The organism is Klebsiella sp. K47 (assembly GCF_051858335.1).
Taxonomy (GTDB): domain Bacteria; phylum Pseudomonadota; class Gammaproteobacteria; order Enterobacterales; family Enterobacteriaceae; genus Klebsiella; species Klebsiella pneumoniae.
The window spans coordinates 202,975-219,141 of sequence record NZ_JBPYUI010000006.1; the positions used below are offsets into that span (position 1 = coordinate 202,975).

Below are 16,167 nucleotides of genomic sequence, written 5' to 3' on the forward strand. Positions count from 1 at the left end.
ACCTTATCCGACGTTGCGAAATTGCCGGATGGCGGCTTCGCCTTATCCGGCCTACAGACGAATTAACCGCCGTGCAGACGGCGCGCGTCGATCACATCCGGCACCTGGTTGAGCTTACCGAGCACCCGGCCCAGCACCTGCAGGTTGTAAATCTCGATGGTCATATCGATGGTTGCCAGCTGCTGACGGGTATCGCTGCGGCTGGCGACGCCCAGCACGTTCACCTTCTCATTGGCGAGGATGGTAGTGATATCGCGCAGTAAACCGCTGCGATCGTTCGCCTCCACCCTGACCACCAGCGAGTAGCCCGCCGAGTAGCTTTCGCCCCATACCGCATCGACGATGCGCTCCGGAGCATGCGACTGCAGTTCAGCCAGCTGATCGCAGTCCGCGCGATGCACGGAGATCCCGCGCCCCTGGGTGATAAAGCCGACGATCTCGTCGCCCGGGATTGGCTGGCAGCAGCGGGCAATATGGTGCATCAGGTTGCCTACCCCTTCCACCACTACCCGGCCATTGTCCTTGGTGCGATTTTGCGGCGTGTAGGTTTTCTGCTGCAGTTGCTTCAGCGCGGCCGCATCCTGCTCGGCGGCGCTAGGTTTATTGAACTGCGCCTGCAGGAAGTTGACCATCTGGTTAAGGCGAATATCGCCGCCGCCGATAGCCGCCAGCAGTTCATCCAGTTCATTAAAGTTGTAGCGCGGCAGCAGATGTTTCTCGGCATCCTTCAGGCTGATGCCCAGATGCTCGAGCTCATCGTCAAGGATCTGCCGCCCGGCGAGAATGTTTTTATCGCGATCCTGTTTACGGAACCAGGCGTGAATTTTGGAGCGTCCACGGCTGGTGGTCACGTAGCCAAGGTTCGGGTTCAGCCAGTCGCGGCTTGGGTTCGGCTGCTTCTGGGTGATTATCTCAATCTGATCGCCCATCTGCAGCTGATAGGTGAACGGCACAATGCGGCCGCCAATTTTGGCGCCGATGCAGCGATGGCCGACATCGCTGTGAATATGATAGGCAAAGTCGAGCGGCGTCGACCCCGCAGGCAGGTCCACCACGTCGCCTTTCGGCGTAAAGACATACACCCGGTCGTCGAAGACCTGGCTGCGCACTTCGTCGAGCATCTCGCCGGAGTCGGCCATCTCTTCCTGCCAGGCAATCAGCTTACGCAGCCAGGCGATACGGTCTTCATAGCCGCGGCCGCCGCTGGTGCCGGCTCCCGCGCCCTCTTTGTACTTCCAGTGTGCGGCCACGCCCAGCTCGGCATCTTCATGCATCTGCCGGGTGCGGATCTGAATCTCCACCGTCTTGCCGCTCGGCCCCAGCACCACGGTATGGATAGACTGGTAACCGTTGGGTTTCGGGTTGGCCACGTAGTCGTCGAATTCATCCGGCAGATGGCGGTAGTGAGTATGGACGATCCCCAGCGCGGCATAGCAATCCTGCAAACGCTCAGCCACAATACGCACCGCGCGAACGTCAAACAGCTCGTCGAAAGCGAGGTGTTTTTTCTGCATTTTGCGCCAGATACTGTAGATATGCTTCGGCCGGCCATAGACTTCCGCCTTGACGCCTTCGGCTTTCATCTCTGAGCGCAGGTGGCCGACAAACTCTTCGATGTAATGCTCGCGGTCGATACGGCGCTCGTGGAGCAGTTTGGCAATGCGCTTGTATTCCGCCGGGTGCAGATAGCGGAAGCAGTAATCTTCCAGCTCCCACTTCAGCTGGCCGATACCTAAGCGGTTCGCCAGGGGAGCATAGATATTGGTGCACTCTTTCGCCGCAAGAACGCGCTCATCTTCCGGCGCGTCCTTGACCTCGCGCAGATGCGCGATCCGCTCAGCAAGTTTGATGACCACGCAGCGGAAATCGTCAACCATCGCCAGCAGCATACGGCGAATGTTATCCACCTGCTCGGAAGAGACCGAGTCGGTATGGGTAGCCTTCAGCTGGCGGATAGCGGCCATGTCCCGCACCCCGTGAATCAGGGTCACGACCGATTTACCTACGCTCTCCTGCATCACCTCTTCGCTGACAACTTCGCCGTCGGCCAGCGGGAACAGCAGCGCCGCGCGCAGCGTATCGATGTCCATACTTAGGGTGGAGAGGATCTCCACCATTTCGACGCCCCGCCACAGCAGCAGGTCCGCCTGCGGGTGTCCTTGCGTTTTTTCGCGACAATAATCCCAGGTTTCGGCTAAGCGCTCACACGACTGCTGGCTGGAAATTCCCAGACTCGCGATCCATTTCTTCGGGTCAAATTCACCAGCTTTATTAAGATGTGCACTTCTTACCGCAACCATTGTCCTCTCCTTAAGGGACCGGCCTGCCGAAGTCGGCAAGCCTCAACTTTCTACATGTCATCCTGCAGGTCGCGTCAGCATTCATGGCCAGGGTGGCTCTTCTGCGACGTTGTGAATGACCTTATGTAAGCCTGCGCTCAAACAACACCATTGATTCCAGATGGCCGGTATGCGGGAACATATCCAGCATCGCCAGGCGTTGAATCTGATATCCAGCCTGCAACAGGGTTTCGCTGTCTCGCGCCAGCGTCGCCGGGTTGCAGGAAACATACACCACCCGCCGCGGTGCCAGTTTTATTATATGCGGCATCACGCCCGGCGCGCCGGCGCGGGCCGGGTCCAGCAGCACTTTATCAAAGCCGTGCTTCGCCCAGGCCTGACGGGTGACGTCTTCTTCCAGATTTTCATGGAAGAAAGTGACATTTGATAAACCATTGCGGGCGGCGTTTTCCCGCCCCTTCTCCACCAGCGCCGGCACCCCTTCCACGCCCACCACATGGGCGGCGCGTGTCGCCAGCGGCAGGGTAAAGTTGCCCATCCCGCAGAACAGATCCAGCACCCGGTCCTCTGGCCGCAGATCCAGCCACTCCAGTGCGGTACGCACCATCTGCTGATTTACGCCGTCGTTGACCTGGATAAAATCCCGCGGGCTGAACACTAAGCGTAGTCCGTCTGAGGTATACCATGGCGCTTCGCCATGAATATGCTCCAGTATCTCGCTTTGTGGCGCGAGGTACAGGGAAAGACCGTGAGTTTGCGAAAAGCGTTCCAGTTTTTCCTTGTCTGTCGCCGGCAGGGCTGCGGTATGGCGCAGCACCATCAGCGGGCCATTGTCCGCCTGCACCAGCTCGACGTGGCCGAGATGGCGTAATGCGCTCAGCGCGCTTAAGCACTCGCGCACGGCGGGCAGCAATGCCTCAAGTTGGGGCGCCAAAACAGGGCACTGCACCACATCGACGATCGCTTTGGCGTTGGCCTGGCGAAAACCCATCTGCAATTGTTGGGTCTTCGGCTGATAATTCAAGCTCAAGCGTGCGCGACGGCGGTAGCCCCACGGCGCGCCGGCGATGACGTCATCTACCTCGCGCTTCATCAGTCGCCCCAGCGCGGCGCGTTTACTTTGCTGCTGAAGCGGAACGCTGGCATGTTGTTGTTGGCATCCGCCGCAGACGCCAAAATGGGGGCAGCGCGGCGCCTGGCGCTGCGGGCTGTCGGTCAGTCGGCGTTTCACCTCGGCGCGGGCGTACTGTTTTTTATCTTCCACCAGCACCACCTCGGCCTGCTCGTGGGGCAGCACGCCGCTCACGAACAACGCCTTCCCCTGATGGCGGGCAACACCCTGACCAAAGGGATCGAGGTCGTTGACTGTAACGGTTATGATCTGGCGCGTCGTCACACGCCGTTTTGCAGAGTAGAATTGCGCCATCGTAGAGAGTTGTCTCAATCAAATAAAACGAGCTCGTTCAGAGCGGCAGCGCCGCGAGGCGCAGCGACGCTGCACAGAACGATGATGTCTATATTCTCCCATAATGGAACCGCATGACCAACTACAGCCTGCGTGCTCGCATGATGATTCTGATTCTGGCGCCAACCGTCCTGATAGGACTGTTGCTCAGTATTTTCTTTGTCGCTCATCGTTATAACGACCTGCAACGCCAGCTGGAGGACGCTGGCGCCAGTATTATCGAACCGCTGGCGGTCTCCAGCGAATATGGCATGAACTTGCAAAACCGCGAATCCATCGGCCAGCTGATCAGCGTTCTGCATCGTCGCCACTCGGAGATCGTGCGGGCCATCTCGGTGTACGATTCGCATAACCGCTTATTTGTCACCTCCAATTACCAGCTCAATCCCAGCGAACTGCAGATCCCGAAAGGCGAGGCATTCCCCCGTCACCTCAGCGTCATCCGCGATGGCGACATGATGATCCTGCGCACGCCTATTGTCTCGGAAAGCTATTCTCCGGATGAATCACCCGAATCTGACGCTAAAATGCCGGGCAATATGCTGGGCTACGTCGCCCTGGAGCTGGATCTAAAATCGGTTCGCCTCCAGCAGTACAAAGAGATTTTTATCTCCAGCGTAATGATGCTGTTCTGTATCGGCATCGCGTTAATCTTCGGCTGGAGGCTGATGCGCGACGTCACCGGGCCAATCCGCAATATGGTTAACACTGTCGACCGCATCCGCCGCGGACAGCTGGACAGCCGGGTCGAAGGCTTTATGCTCGGCGAACTGGATATGCTGAAAAATGGCATTAACTCGATGGCCATGTCGCTGGCGGCATACCACGAAGAGATGCAACACAACGTCGACCAGGCGACCTCCGATCTACGGGAAACGCTTGAGCAGATGGAGATCCAGAACGTCGAGCTGGACCTGGCGAAAAAGCGCGCCCAGGAGGCGGCGCGCATTAAGTCTGAGTTCCTGGCCAATATGTCTCACGAGCTGCGCACCCCGCTCAATGGGGTGATCGGCTTTACCCGCCTGACGCTGAAAACCGATCTCAACGCTACGCAGCGCGACCACCTGACCACCATCGAACGTTCGGCCAACAATCTGCTGGCGATCATCAATGACGTGCTCGACTTTTCCAAGCTGGAAGCCGGGAAGCTGATCCTGGAGAGTATTCCGTTCCTGCTGCGCACTTCGCTTGATGAAGTGGTCACCCTGCTGGCGCATTCCGCGCACGATAAAGGGCTGGAGCTGACGCTGAATATTAAGAACAATGTACCGGACAACGTTATCGGCGACCCGCTGCGTCTGCAGCAGATTGTGACCAACCTCGTGGGCAACGCCATCAAATTTACCGAGCACGGCAATATCGACGTACTGGTGGAGCAGCGGGCCATCAGTAATTCCCGGGTACAGATCGAAATTCAGATCCACGATACCGGCATCGGCATCCCCGAGCGCGACCAGTCCCGGCTATTCCAGGCCTTCCGTCAGGCCGATGCCAGTATTTCACGCCGCCACGGCGGCACCGGGCTCGGGCTGGTGATCACTCAGCGTCTGGTCAAAGAGATGGGCGGGGATATTTCGTTCCACAGCCAGCCGAACCGCGGCTCCACCTTCTGGTTCCATATCAGCCTCGATCTCAACCCGAACGCCATTCCGGATACGCTGAACACCGACGGGCTTGTCGGCAAACGTCTGGCCTATGTGGAAGCCAACGCGACGGCGGCGCAGTGTACCCTGGAGATGCTGGCCGCTACGCCGCTGGAGGTTATCTACAGCCCTACCTTCTCCTCGCTGGCGGAAGCGCAGTATGACATTCTGCTGGTCGGTATCCCGGTTTCAATGCGCGATTTGTCGCCGCATCGGGAAAAATTAGCCAAAGCCTGCGCGATGTCCGATAACGTACTGCTGGCCCTGCCGTGCCATGCCCAGGTCAGCGCCGAAGCCCTGAAGCGCGACGGCGTTGCCGCCTGCCTGTTAAAGCCGCTCACCACCACCCGTCTGCTACCGGCGCTGGTGGCTACCAGCCACGCGCTTGCCTCCGCGCCGCTGATGCAGATCGACAGTCATAAGTTGCCAATGACGGTAATGGCCGTCGACGACAACCCGGCTAACCTGAAGCTGATTGGCGCCCTGCTGGATGATCTTGTGCAGCAGGTGATCCTCTGCGACAGCGGCCAGCAGGCGGTGGACAAGGCCAAGCAGCTGCAGATGGATCTGATCCTGATGGATATTCAGATGCCGGATATGGACGGCATCCGCGCCTGTGAGCTTATCCATCACCTGTCCCATCATCAGCAAACCCCGGTTATTGCGGTCACCGCGCACGCCCTGGAGGGGCAGCGTGAGAAATTACTGAGCGCCGGCATGAACGACTATCTGGCGAAGCCAATCGAAGAAGAGAAACTGCACGCACTGCTGTTGCGCTATCAGCCCGGCCTGCACAGCGTCGTTCCGGCGTCGCTACCGCCCGCAGAGCCGATCGTCGATCATAATCAAACGCTCGACTGGCAGCTGGCGCTGCGCCAGGCGGCCATGAAGCCGGACCTGGCGCGGGAGATGCTGCAAATGCTGATCGCCTTTATGCCGGAGGTGCGTAACAAAGTTGAGGAGCAGCTGGTGGGCGAGCAGCCGGAAGGGCTGGTGGATCTGATCCATAAACTGCACGGCAGCTGCAGCTATAGCGGCGTGCCGCGGCTGAAAAAGCTGTGCCATACCCTGGAAAGTCAGCTGCGGGCAGGCACCGCCGCCGAGGATCTGGAGCCGGAGCTGCTTGAGCTGTTAGATGAGATGGATAATGTGGCCCGCGAAGCGTGCCGGATGGGGGTGTAAACCCCGGATAGCGGCGCTACGCGCCTCATCCGGGCTACGTCCTACGGTCCGGTATTCGGTTGGTAGCCCCGGTAAGCGTAAGCGCCACCGGGGATGGTTCCCGGATCGCGGTGCTACGCACCTTATCCGGGCTACAAATACCACTGCGCCAGCCGGGTTACCGCCTGTCGCCCATCTGCAAAACCGCGGCTACGTTACGCGCCGTCATTCGCAAGTTGGCGGCGGCATTGGCCAACGCTTCATCAAGGGTACAGATGGTATACAACACGCTGAATACCGCATCCAGCCCGTGCTGATGCACGACGCCAACATCGGCGGTAAGACTGCCGGCAATCCCGATCACCGGGACGTTAAAACGCTTCGCCACCCTCGCCACCCCCACCGGCACTTTGCCGTGGATCGTCTGGCTATCGATACGCCCTTCGCCGGTGATCACTAAATCGGCATCCGCCACCCGCTCAGCCAGCTGTAGCGCATCGGTGACAATCTCAATGCCCGGACGCAACTGAGCACCACAGAACGCATACAGCGCCGCACCCATGCCGCCCGCCGCGCCGCCGCCCTCAAGGCTCAGCACGTCGATATCTAAATCGCGGGCGATAATCCGGGCATAGTGCCGCAGGCCGCTATCGAGCCGGTCGATCATCTGCGCCGTCGCCCCTTTTTGCGGGCCGAACACCGCGCTGGCGCCCTGCGGGCCGGTCAACGGGTTGGTGACGTCGCAGGCAACGTCAATCCGGCAATCTGCCAGCCGCGAATCGAGTTCGCTGAGATCGATTCGCGCCAGCGTCTCCAGCGCGCCGCCCCCGGAGGCAATTTGCTGGCCCTCGGCGGTCAGCAGTTTCGCCCCCAGCGCCTGCGCCATCCCGGCGCCGCCGTCATTGGTCGCACTGCCGCCAATACCAATAATGATCTGTCTTACCCCGGCGTCCAGCGCATGGCGGATAAGCTCCCCGGTACCCCAGGAAGTGGTCAGCAGCGGGTTACGCTGCGCCGGCGGGACGCTCTCCAGGCCGCTGGCCGCCGCCATTTCGATAAAGGCGCACTGGCGATCGCCGGACAGCCCGTAAAATGCCTCAACCGGCTCGCCCAGCGGCCCGGTGACCGTCAGCGGAACCAGAAGCCCGCCGGTCGCCGCCACCATGGCTTCCACCGTCCCTTCCCCACCATCGGCAACCGGCAGCTTGACGTACTCGGCGTCAGGATAAATCTCGCGAAAGCCTTGCTCTATCGCACTGGCCACTTCCAGCGCGCTCAGGCTCTCCTTCCAGGAATCCGGTGCGATCACTATTTTCATCTGCTGTCCTTACTCTGAGCCAACCCCTGGCGCTGTCGCGCAATGCCGGCCCCCGCAGAGGCCGGCGGACTTTTAGCGCACCATGCATGGACGCTTGTTGTCAAAGGTCCAGCCCGGGATCAGATACTGCATCGCCATCGCATCGTCGCGGGCGCCAAGACCATGTTTCTTATATAGCTCATTTGCCTGCATCACGCGGTCCATATCCAGCTCAACCCCCAGGCCCGGGGTACTCGGTACCTGCACCATGCCGCCTTTGATTTCAAAAGGTTGTTTGGTCAGACGCTGGTTGCCCTCCTGCCAGATCCAGTGGGTATCGATAGCGGTGATCTTGCCCGGCGCCGCTGCCGCGACGTGGGTGAACATCGCCAGCGACACGTCGAAGTGATTATTAGAGTGCGAACCCCAGGTCAGACCGAACTCATGGCACATCTGCGCTACGCGCACCGACCCCTGCATGGTCCAGAAGTGCGGGTCCGCCAGCGGGATATCCACCGATTGTAGCGACAGCGTATGGCCCATCTGCCGCCAGTCGGTGGCGATCATATTGGTGGCGGTCGGCAGGCCCGTCGCGCGGCGGAACTCGGCCATCACTTCGCGGCCGGAGAAGCCCTGTTCGGCGCCGCACGGATCTTCCGCATAGGCCAGCACGCCCTTCAGCTGTTTACCAATCTGAATGGCCTCCTCAAGCAGCCAGGCGCCATTCGGGTCGAGAGTGACGCGAGCATTCGGGAAGCGCTTCGCCAGGGCGCTGATCGCTTCGGCTTCTTCAAAACCGGCCAGCACGCCGCCCTTCAGCTTAAAGTCGTTGAAACCATATTTTTCATACGCCGCTTCCGCCAGGCGGACCACCGCATCCGGCGTCATCGCCTCTTCATGGCGCAGGCGATACCACTCGCACTGCTCATCCGGCTGGCTCTGATAGGCCAGCGGCGTCGCATGGCGATTACCGACAAAGAACAGATAGCCCAGCATTTCGACTTCGCTGCGCTGCTGGCCATCGCCTAGCAGCGAGGCGACGTTGACCCCAAGGTGCTGGCCCAGCAGATCCAGCAGTGCCGCTTCGATGCCGGTCACCACGTGAATGGTGGTGCGCAGGTCAAAGGTCTGCAGGCCGCGGCCCCCGGCGTCGCGGTCGGCAAACTGATTGCGCACCGCGCCCAGCACGTTTTTATACTCGCCCAGCGTTTTGCCCACCACCAGCGGAATGGCATCCTCCAGGGTCTGGCGAATTTTTTCACCGCCCGGGATTTCACCGACGCCGGTATGGCCGGCGTTATCTTTGATAATTACGATATTGCGGGTGAAGTACGGGGCGTGCGCGCCGCTCAGGTTCATCAGCATGCTGTCATGGCCGGCAACCGGGATCACCTGCATGGTGGTGACAACGGGCGTTGAAGAGAAAGTCGTCATAGCATCATCCTTTTTAATTAGTGGCGGCCGAAAACGGGACGTTTGCGGTCGAATGTCCAGCCGGGGATCAGGTACTGCATCGGGCCCGCGTCGTTGCGCGCGCCGCCCGGCAGCGCTTTATAGGCCTCATGGGCTCTGCGCACCTGCTCCCAGTCAAGTTCCACGCCGAGTCCCGGCGCGTCTGGCACGGCAATGCTGCCGTTAATAATCTGCAGCGGATTTTTGGTCAGGCGCGCGTCGCCCTCCTGCCAGATCCAGTGGGTATCGATGGCGGTGGGGTTGCCCGGCGCGGCTGCGCCGACGTGGGTAAACATCGCCAGGGAAATATCAAAGTGGTTGTTGGAATGGCAGCCCCAGGTGAGCCCCCAGTCGTCGCACAGCTGCGCCACCCGCACCGCGCCGGAGAGCGTCCAGAAGTGCGGGTCCGCCAGCGGGATATCGACGGCGTTGAGCATCACCGCATGGCCCATTTCGCGCCAGTTAGTGGCTATCATATTGGTGGCGACCGGCAGCCCGGTGGCGCGGCGGAACTCGGCCATCACCTCCCGGCCGGAGAAACCCTGCTCGGCGCCGCACGGATCTTCGGCGTAGGTCAGAACATCCTGCAGCCCTTTACACAGCGCGATGGCCTCATCCAGCAGCCAGGCGCCGTTAGGGTCGACGGTGATGCGCGCATCCGGGAAACGCTTTTTCAGCGCCCGCGCGGTGTCAATCTCCTGCTCGCCGGGCAGCACGCCGCCTTTGAGCTTAAAGTCTTTGAAACCGTAGCGATCCTGGGCGGCTTCCGCCAGACGCACTACCGCCTCGCTGCTCAACGCCTGCTGGTGGCGCAGGCGGTACCATTCGTGATCGCCCGGCGTATGGTCCAGATAGCCAAGGTCGGTTTTCTGCCGATCGCCGATATAGAACAGGTAGCCCAGCACGGTGACGGCATCACGCTGCTTACCCGGGCCCAGCAGCTCGCAGACCGGCACATTAAGCACCTGGCCGAGCAGGTCCAGCAGCGCCGCTTCCAGCGCCGCCACCGCGTTAACCTTCAGTTCGAAGGTCCACGCCCCTTTGCCGAAGGTGTCGAAATCCGCCGCCTGATTGCCTTTGTGCACCTGCTGCACCACGCGATTGAGTCGGGCGACCTCCTGGCCCACCACCTGCGGGATCGCCGCCAGCAGCGTCTGGTAGATGACCTCTCCGCCGGGCGCTTCGCCGACGCCGGTATGGCCGGCGTTATCGGTTAACACCACGATATTGCGGGTAAACCAGGCGTTATGCGCTCCGCCGATGTTCAGCAGCATGCTGTCGTGCCCGGCCACCGGAATGACCTTCATCTCTGTGATAATCGGGCTGGATTGAGTAGTCATGATTAACGTCCCGCTACAGGTTTCAGTTCGATACGTTTGATATCGCCCACCAGCACCAGATAGCTCAGCACCGCCACCAGGGCATGGATACCGACGTAGATCAGCGCGCCGTTGAACGAGCCGGTGGTGCCGACGATATAGCCGATGGCGATCGGGGTGACGATGCCGGAGATATTGCCGAACATATTGAACAGACCGCCGGAGAGACCGCTAATCTCTTTCGGCGCGGTATCCGCCATCACCGCCCAGCCGAGGGCGCCGATCCCTTTGCCGAAGAAGGCCATTGCCATAAAGCCGATCACCATCCACTCCACGTTGACATAGTTACACATCAGCATGGTCATGGAGAGCAGCATCCCCAGCACAATCGGCGTTTTGCGCGCAATGTTCAGCGAGCCGGTGCGGCGCATTAACCAGTCGGAGATCACCCCGCCCAGCACCCCGCCGACAAAGCCGCACACCGCCGGAATCGAGGCGACAAAGCCGGCTTTGAGGATCGACATGCCGCGCGCCTGCACCAGATAAACCGGGAACCAGGTGATAAAGAAGTAGGTTAAGGCGTTGATGCAGTACTGACCGATATAGATGCCGATCATCATCCGCGAGCCGATCAGTTGCTTGATCTGCCCCATTTTGACGCTAAACGGCACTTTCTGCGCGCTGCTCTTCTGATCCATGTTGATCAGCGCCCCGCCTTCGGCGATATAGTCCAGCTCTTTCTGGTTCACGCCCGGGTGGTTGTTCGGATCGTGGATCACTTTCAGCCACACAAAGCTGATCACAATCCCCAGCCCGCCCATAAAGAAGAACACATGCGACCAACCCACTTCATGCGTCAGCCAGCCCATGATCGGCGCGAAAATAACGGTGGCAAAGTACTGGGCGGAGTTAAAAATCGATACCGCTGTCCCCCTCTCCTGCGCCGGGAACCAGGCGGCGACGATCCGGCTGTTGCCGGGGAATGACGGCGACTCGGCAAGGCCGACGAGGAAGCGCAGGGTAAACAGCGCAACGATAATGCCAAAGCCGCTGAAGATATCGACGAAGCCCTGCAGCAGGGTAAACATCGACCAGATGAAGATCGACCAGAAATAGACGCGCTTCGAGCCGAAGCGGTCGAGCAGCCAGCCGCCCGGGATCTGGCCGATGACATAAGCCCATGAGAAGGCGGAGAACACATACCCCATCCCCACCGGATCAAGGCCGATATCCCTGGCCATTTCCGAACCGGCGATCGACAGCGTCGCCCGGTCGCCATAGTTAAAAGAGGTGACGATAAACAGCATCACCACTATCCAGTAGCGGGCGTTGGTGCGCTTTTCAGCCGCCGTCGCCGCCTGACTTAATGAACTCATTGTTGTACTCCTGAATCATAGCGTTTAGCTACGTTCATTCTGAACAGCACAACCTGTAGGGTAATCAGAATGACGTGGTCGTGTTTTGATAGTTGTCGTTATATCTGGCACTGCATTTATCACTGGCTGGAGCAGTATATGAAGAGGCACACCGCGGCTCACCGTGCATCCACACAGCTTTTACGCCGCTATTGCAGGTGGTTTGTGGCGAATGCCTGAAAGAATGGGGGGAAGTTCACGGAAATGAAAAGCCAGCGCCGCTGGCGCCGCATAGCGCAGCAAAAAGGGCCGGAGTGTGAAATACCTCACTTGACCCGGTGAAACTGGCTGGCTTAAGCCATGATATTGCTAAGGATATTGTGGCGTTTGCCTAAAGGCGTGGCGCCTGGAAAGCGCTACTATTTTGACGTCCGCGTATCTGGCCGCGACGTATTGAAAGAGCGCCCTCTGCGTAGGGAGAGGGCAGCGCTTTTATGCGAGCAGGGTGGCCCACTGTTCAACCCACGGATTGGAGACGCTCTCCGGCTCCGGGTCTTCGCTGGCGTCAATCTTCAGCATCTCGCCGATGCGCTTCGCGCCCTGCTCCTGCAGCAGCTGATCGAACTTCAGGCCGCCGCCGCAAAAGTTGGCATAGGTGCTGTCGCCGAGCGCGATAATGCCGTACCGCAGGTGAGGCTGATACATATCTTTGATGCCCTCATACAGCGGGACGATGCTGTCCGGCAGATCGCCCTGCCCGGTGGTGGAGGTGACCACCAGCACATACTTACCCGTGTAGGATTCCCAGTCGTTGACCTGCGGATCCTCATACACGGTAGCCTTGTGTCCCAGTCCGCTGAGGATCGCTTCCGCTTCTTCCGCGACCAGCAGCGAGTTGCCGTACATGGTGCCGACAAAAATTCCGACTTCCGCCATGCTATTATCTCCCTGGATTGACCTTATTCTCTTCATCCTGACCGCTGTCGTCGGCAAACTCAACCCTTTCATTTAGCGGGAGAAGCCCGCGCCAGCCAAACTGCGACAGCGCGCGCATCCAGACGTCGTCAAAACCGGCGCGCAGGGTCAGCGGCTCGCCGGTAAAAGGATGGGTTAACGACAACTCGCTGGCGTGCAGCATCAAGCGGTGACAGCCGAAATGTTCCGCGGCGCTGCGGTTTTGCCGCAGATCGCCGTGCTTGCTGTCGCCGAGGATCGGATGACGGAGGTGGGCCAGATGACGGCGCAGCTGGTGCTTGCGGCCGGTTTTCGGCTCCAGTTCCACCAGCCCATAGCGCGAGGTGGGATAGCGCCCAGTCGCCACTGGCATCTCCACTGTCGCCAGACCGCGGTAGTGGGTTACCGCTGGCTGCGGCCCTTTATCTTCGCGGGCGAACTTATCGGCGATTCTATCCAGCTCCTCCACCAGCGGGTAATCCAGCAGCGCCTCTTCCATCAGCCAGCCGCGGACGATCGCATGGTAGCGCTTCCGGATCTGGTGCTGCTCGAACTGTTGCGCCAGCAGCCGGCCCGCCTCGCTCGACAATCCCATCAGCAGCACGCCGGAGGTGGGCCGGTCGAGACGATGAGCGGTAAAAACGTGCTGACCAATCTGGTCGCGCACGGTCTGCATCACCACCACTTTCTCGTCGCGATCGAGCCAGCTGCGATGCACCAGCCAGCCCGAGGGTTTGTTGACCGCCACCAGCCAGTCGTCCTGGTAGATAATCTCCAGCATCAGGCCTGCTCACCGGCAAACAGCGCGTCTAACAGCAGAAGTTCCGCCAGCATGGATTCGCGGACCGGGTGGGCCTGATCCAGAGCCATTTCGTAATAAGGCGCAACGGCAAAATTTTGCGGCAGCGGCTGGCCGCTCTCCAGCAGCTGGTGCATACGCGGGATCAGGACCCACTGCAGCCACTCCAGCGGCTCCAGGGTATCCAGGCAAAACGGCTTATCGCTGGCGAAGGCGCTGCTGTCCGGCGCCGTCTCCTGCCAGTGCTCCGTTTCGCGCAGCAGGGCTTCAATGGCGCGCAGGCGATCGCGCACGCTATCGTGAAGAGTCATGGGGAAACCTCGATGAGTTAAAAACCGGGCGCAGGATAGCAAATCCGCAGGAGAAATAAAAAAAGGGAGCACTGTATAAACAGTGCTCCCGGTTCGTTTTGCAGCAGTCCCGCTACATTGGTGCTCCCTGCTCGTCCTTGAAAACTTTTCCTGAGGTCTCCTGACCATGTTCATCCATAAACACGTGCATCCTGCTTTCACACCACCCCGATGCGAAATGACTTATCCATAAGTTTGTCCCGATCTTCCTGATCCACCGTTCATCCTGAGCGGCTCTCGTTCTCCATCCTGGAGGTGTCCATTACGCGATCCTGCGTTATCCTTGCTTCATCCTGAAGCCTGTCCCTGCAACGCCGTCCTGGCGGGTCCTGCAGAAGCGCCATCATCCTGATGTTCGCTTCATTTCGCGACGTCCTGTCGACAGACATAGGATCACTGATTCTGCCCCTTCTTACAACCCTTCTTGAGACAATCTCTTAAGATTAGTCCCCACTCAAAAGGACGAAAAAATTAAGATCTGATTTAATACCAACAACTTATATAAAAAAGTATGGATTAAATTTACCTTAAATGATGACGATCTCTTACAGGTTTTGTAAGAGATCTCTCACAAACGATCTGGCAGACTGGATTACAGAACTGGCTCAAGGTGGTTGAGGAAACCCGCAAGTGAGGGAGAAAGCGTAATGCGTTTGGCGGTGCCGAGGGTCTCTTTGACTACCTCGCCGCTGAGATTACAGACGGAAATCACATCCAGTTCACTCTCGAGGGTGGCGATAAACAGCGTCGGCGACAGCTTCAACCGCTTCTGCACCACCAGGTGCCCGATTAAATTTTCCTGCACCCGCTGGAAATCCTCTTCACTCCAGGTCTGCAGCAGCGTCAAGGTTTCGCCGGCAAACCGGCCGGACATATCGCCGGCAAACTGAGTGGTATAATAAGAATGAAGCGGCTGTTGTACCACAATGTCGAGGGCGCGTTCAACCGCGCTGATATTTTGCGCCAGCGAAAACGGCTGCGGCTGCCAGAAAACGGCCTCGCCCTGGGTGTCGACAACGCAAGGCGACGGGACGCCGTAAAGCTCTTCACTGCGCGGCAGGCTGTGGCGCTGCTGCTGCCAGACGGCGCAATATCGTTGGGTAAAAGCGCGTAGCGCTTCTGCTGTCTGATGGTCCACCGGTTTCTCTCTTCACGTTAGACAGGATACACTGGAGCAATAGTGTACCCGCTTTACTATGGTGAAACATGTCTTCTTACGATAATCATCAGGCGCTGGCCGGCCTGACGCTCGGTAAATCAACCGATTACCGCGATACCTATGACGCCTCGCTGCTGCAGGGCGTGCCGCGCAGTTTAAACCGCGACCCGCTGGGCCTGCATGCCGATAATCTGCCGTTTCACGGCGCCGATATCTGGACGCTGTACGAACTCTCCTGGCTGAACGGCAAAGGTCTGCCGCAGGTAGCTGTCGGCCACGTCGAGCTGCCCGATACCAGCCTCAATCTGGTGGAGTCGAAAAGCTTTAAGCTCTATCTCAACAGCTTTAACCAGACCCGTTTCGCTAGCTGGCAGGACGTTGCAGAGACGCTGACTCGCGATCTCAGCGCCTGCGCGCAGGGGAAGGTGAAGGTATCGCTCTACCGCCTGGATGAACTGGAAGGCCAGCCGATTGCCCGCCTGCACGGCACCTGCATCGACGATCAGGATATCGAGATCGATAACTATCAGTTCAGCGCCGATTACCTGCAGGGCGCCGCCAGCGGCAAAATCGTGGAGGAGACGCTGGTCAGCCACCTGCTGAAGTCTAATTGCCTTATCACTCATCAGCCGGACTGGGGCTCGGTGCAGATCCAGTATCGGGGGGCGAAAATCGACCGCGAGCAGCTCCTGCGCTATCTGGTTTCGTTCCGCCACCATAACGAATTCCATGAGCAGTGCGTCGAACGTATCTTTAACGATATTCTCCGTTTCTGCCAGCCGGAATCGCTTTCCGTTTACGCCCGCTATACGCGGCGCGGCGGTCTGGATATCAACCCCTGGCGCAGCAATGGCGACTTTTCCCCCGCCACCGGCCGCCTCGCCCGTCAATAATAAACAATTTCACAATTTGC

12 protein-coding genes are annotated in these 16,167 nt (G+C 59.3%); 2 read left to right on the forward strand and 10 right to left on the reverse strand.

Annotation, left to right across the window (positions count from 1 at the left end):
- Nucleotides 1–62: 62 nt before the first annotated feature.
- A complete protein-coding gene (gene relA, locus RRF55_RS08165; RefSeq protein ID WP_002915217.1) occupies nt 63–2,300 on the reverse strand; it encodes a GTP diphosphokinase in 2,238 nt (745 codons plus the stop codon).
- A 121-nt stretch (nt 2,301–2,421) separates the two neighbouring features.
- The gene (gene rlmD, locus RRF55_RS08170) at nt 2,422–3,726 is read right to left on the reverse strand and encodes a 23S rRNA (uracil(1939)-C(5))-methyltransferase RlmD (protein WP_032415455.1); all 1,305 of its coding nucleotides are present in this window, start codon (nt 3,724–3,726) and stop codon (nt 2,422–2,424) included.
- A 113-nt stretch (nt 3,727–3,839) separates the two neighbouring features.
- Here rlmD and barA point away from each other — a divergent pair, with 113 nt between their 5' ends.
- Nucleotides 3,840–6,590: a two-component sensor histidine kinase BarA gene (gene barA / locus RRF55_RS08175; RefSeq protein WP_004151066.1), complete on the forward strand. Its 2,751-nt coding sequence runs from the start codon at nt 3,840–3,842 to the stop codon at nt 6,588–6,590.
- A gap of 157 nt (nt 6,591–6,747) precedes the next feature.
- Here barA and RRF55_RS08180 read toward each other — a convergent pair whose 3' ends face one another.
- The 8 genes from RRF55_RS08180 to syd all read right to left on the reverse strand — a co-directional run bounded on the left by RRF55_RS08180 (nt 6,748) and on the right by syd (nt 15,233).
- Nucleotides 6,748–7,887, reverse strand: a complete 1,140-nt coding sequence (locus RRF55_RS08180; protein WP_002915222.1) for a glycerate kinase — start codon at nt 7,885–7,887, stop codon at nt 6,748–6,750.
- Nucleotides 7,888–7,959: 72 nt separating this feature from the next.
- Nucleotides 7,960–9,300 (reverse strand): glucarate dehydratase, encoded by a 1,341-nt coding sequence (gene gudD / locus RRF55_RS08185; RefSeq protein WP_002915223.1) that lies wholly within the window; start codon nt 9,298–9,300, stop codon nt 7,960–7,962.
- A 17-nt stretch (nt 9,301–9,317) separates the two neighbouring features.
- Nucleotides 9,318–10,658, reverse strand: coding sequence for an enolase C-terminal domain-like protein (locus RRF55_RS08190; RefSeq protein ID WP_004185436.1), 1,341 nt, complete (start codon nt 10,656–10,658; stop codon nt 9,318–9,320).
- 2 nt (nt 10,659–10,660) lie between these two features.
- Nucleotides 10,661–12,013: an MFS transporter gene (locus tag RRF55_RS08195; protein WP_002915225.1), complete on the reverse strand. Its 1,353-nt coding sequence runs from the start codon at nt 12,011–12,013 to the stop codon at nt 10,661–10,663.
- Between the two features lie 471 nt (nt 12,014–12,484).
- Nucleotides 12,485–12,928, reverse strand: coding sequence for a flavodoxin (locus RRF55_RS08200; protein ID WP_002915235.1), 444 nt, complete (start codon nt 12,926–12,928; stop codon nt 12,485–12,487).
- Nucleotides 12,929–12,932: 4 nt separating this feature from the next.
- The gene (gene truC, locus RRF55_RS08205; protein ID WP_002915236.1) at nt 12,933–13,727 is read right to left on the reverse strand and encodes a tRNA pseudouridine(65) synthase TruC; all 795 of its coding nucleotides are present in this window, start codon (nt 13,725–13,727) and stop codon (nt 12,933–12,935) included.
- Nucleotides 13,727–14,056, reverse strand: a complete 330-nt coding sequence (locus RRF55_RS08210; RefSeq protein WP_002915249.1) for a YqcC family protein — start codon at nt 14,054–14,056, stop codon at nt 13,727–13,729. Before RRF55_RS08210 ends, truC begins: the two co-directional genes overlap by 1 nt.
- Before the next feature lie 631 nt (nt 14,057–14,687).
- Nucleotides 14,688–15,233: a SecY-interacting protein gene (syd, locus tag RRF55_RS08215; protein ID WP_002915253.1), complete on the reverse strand. Its 546-nt coding sequence runs from the start codon at nt 15,231–15,233 to the stop codon at nt 14,688–14,690.
- A 68-nt stretch (nt 15,234–15,301) separates the two neighbouring features.
- Here syd and queF point away from each other — a divergent pair, with 68 nt between their 5' ends.
- Complete coding sequence (queF, locus tag RRF55_RS08220; protein ID WP_004174633.1) at nt 15,302–16,147, forward strand: NADPH-dependent 7-cyano-7-deazaguanine reductase QueF; 846 nt, start codon at nt 15,302–15,304, stop codon at nt 16,145–16,147.
- The last annotated feature ends 20 nt before the right edge of the window (nt 16,148–16,167 follow it).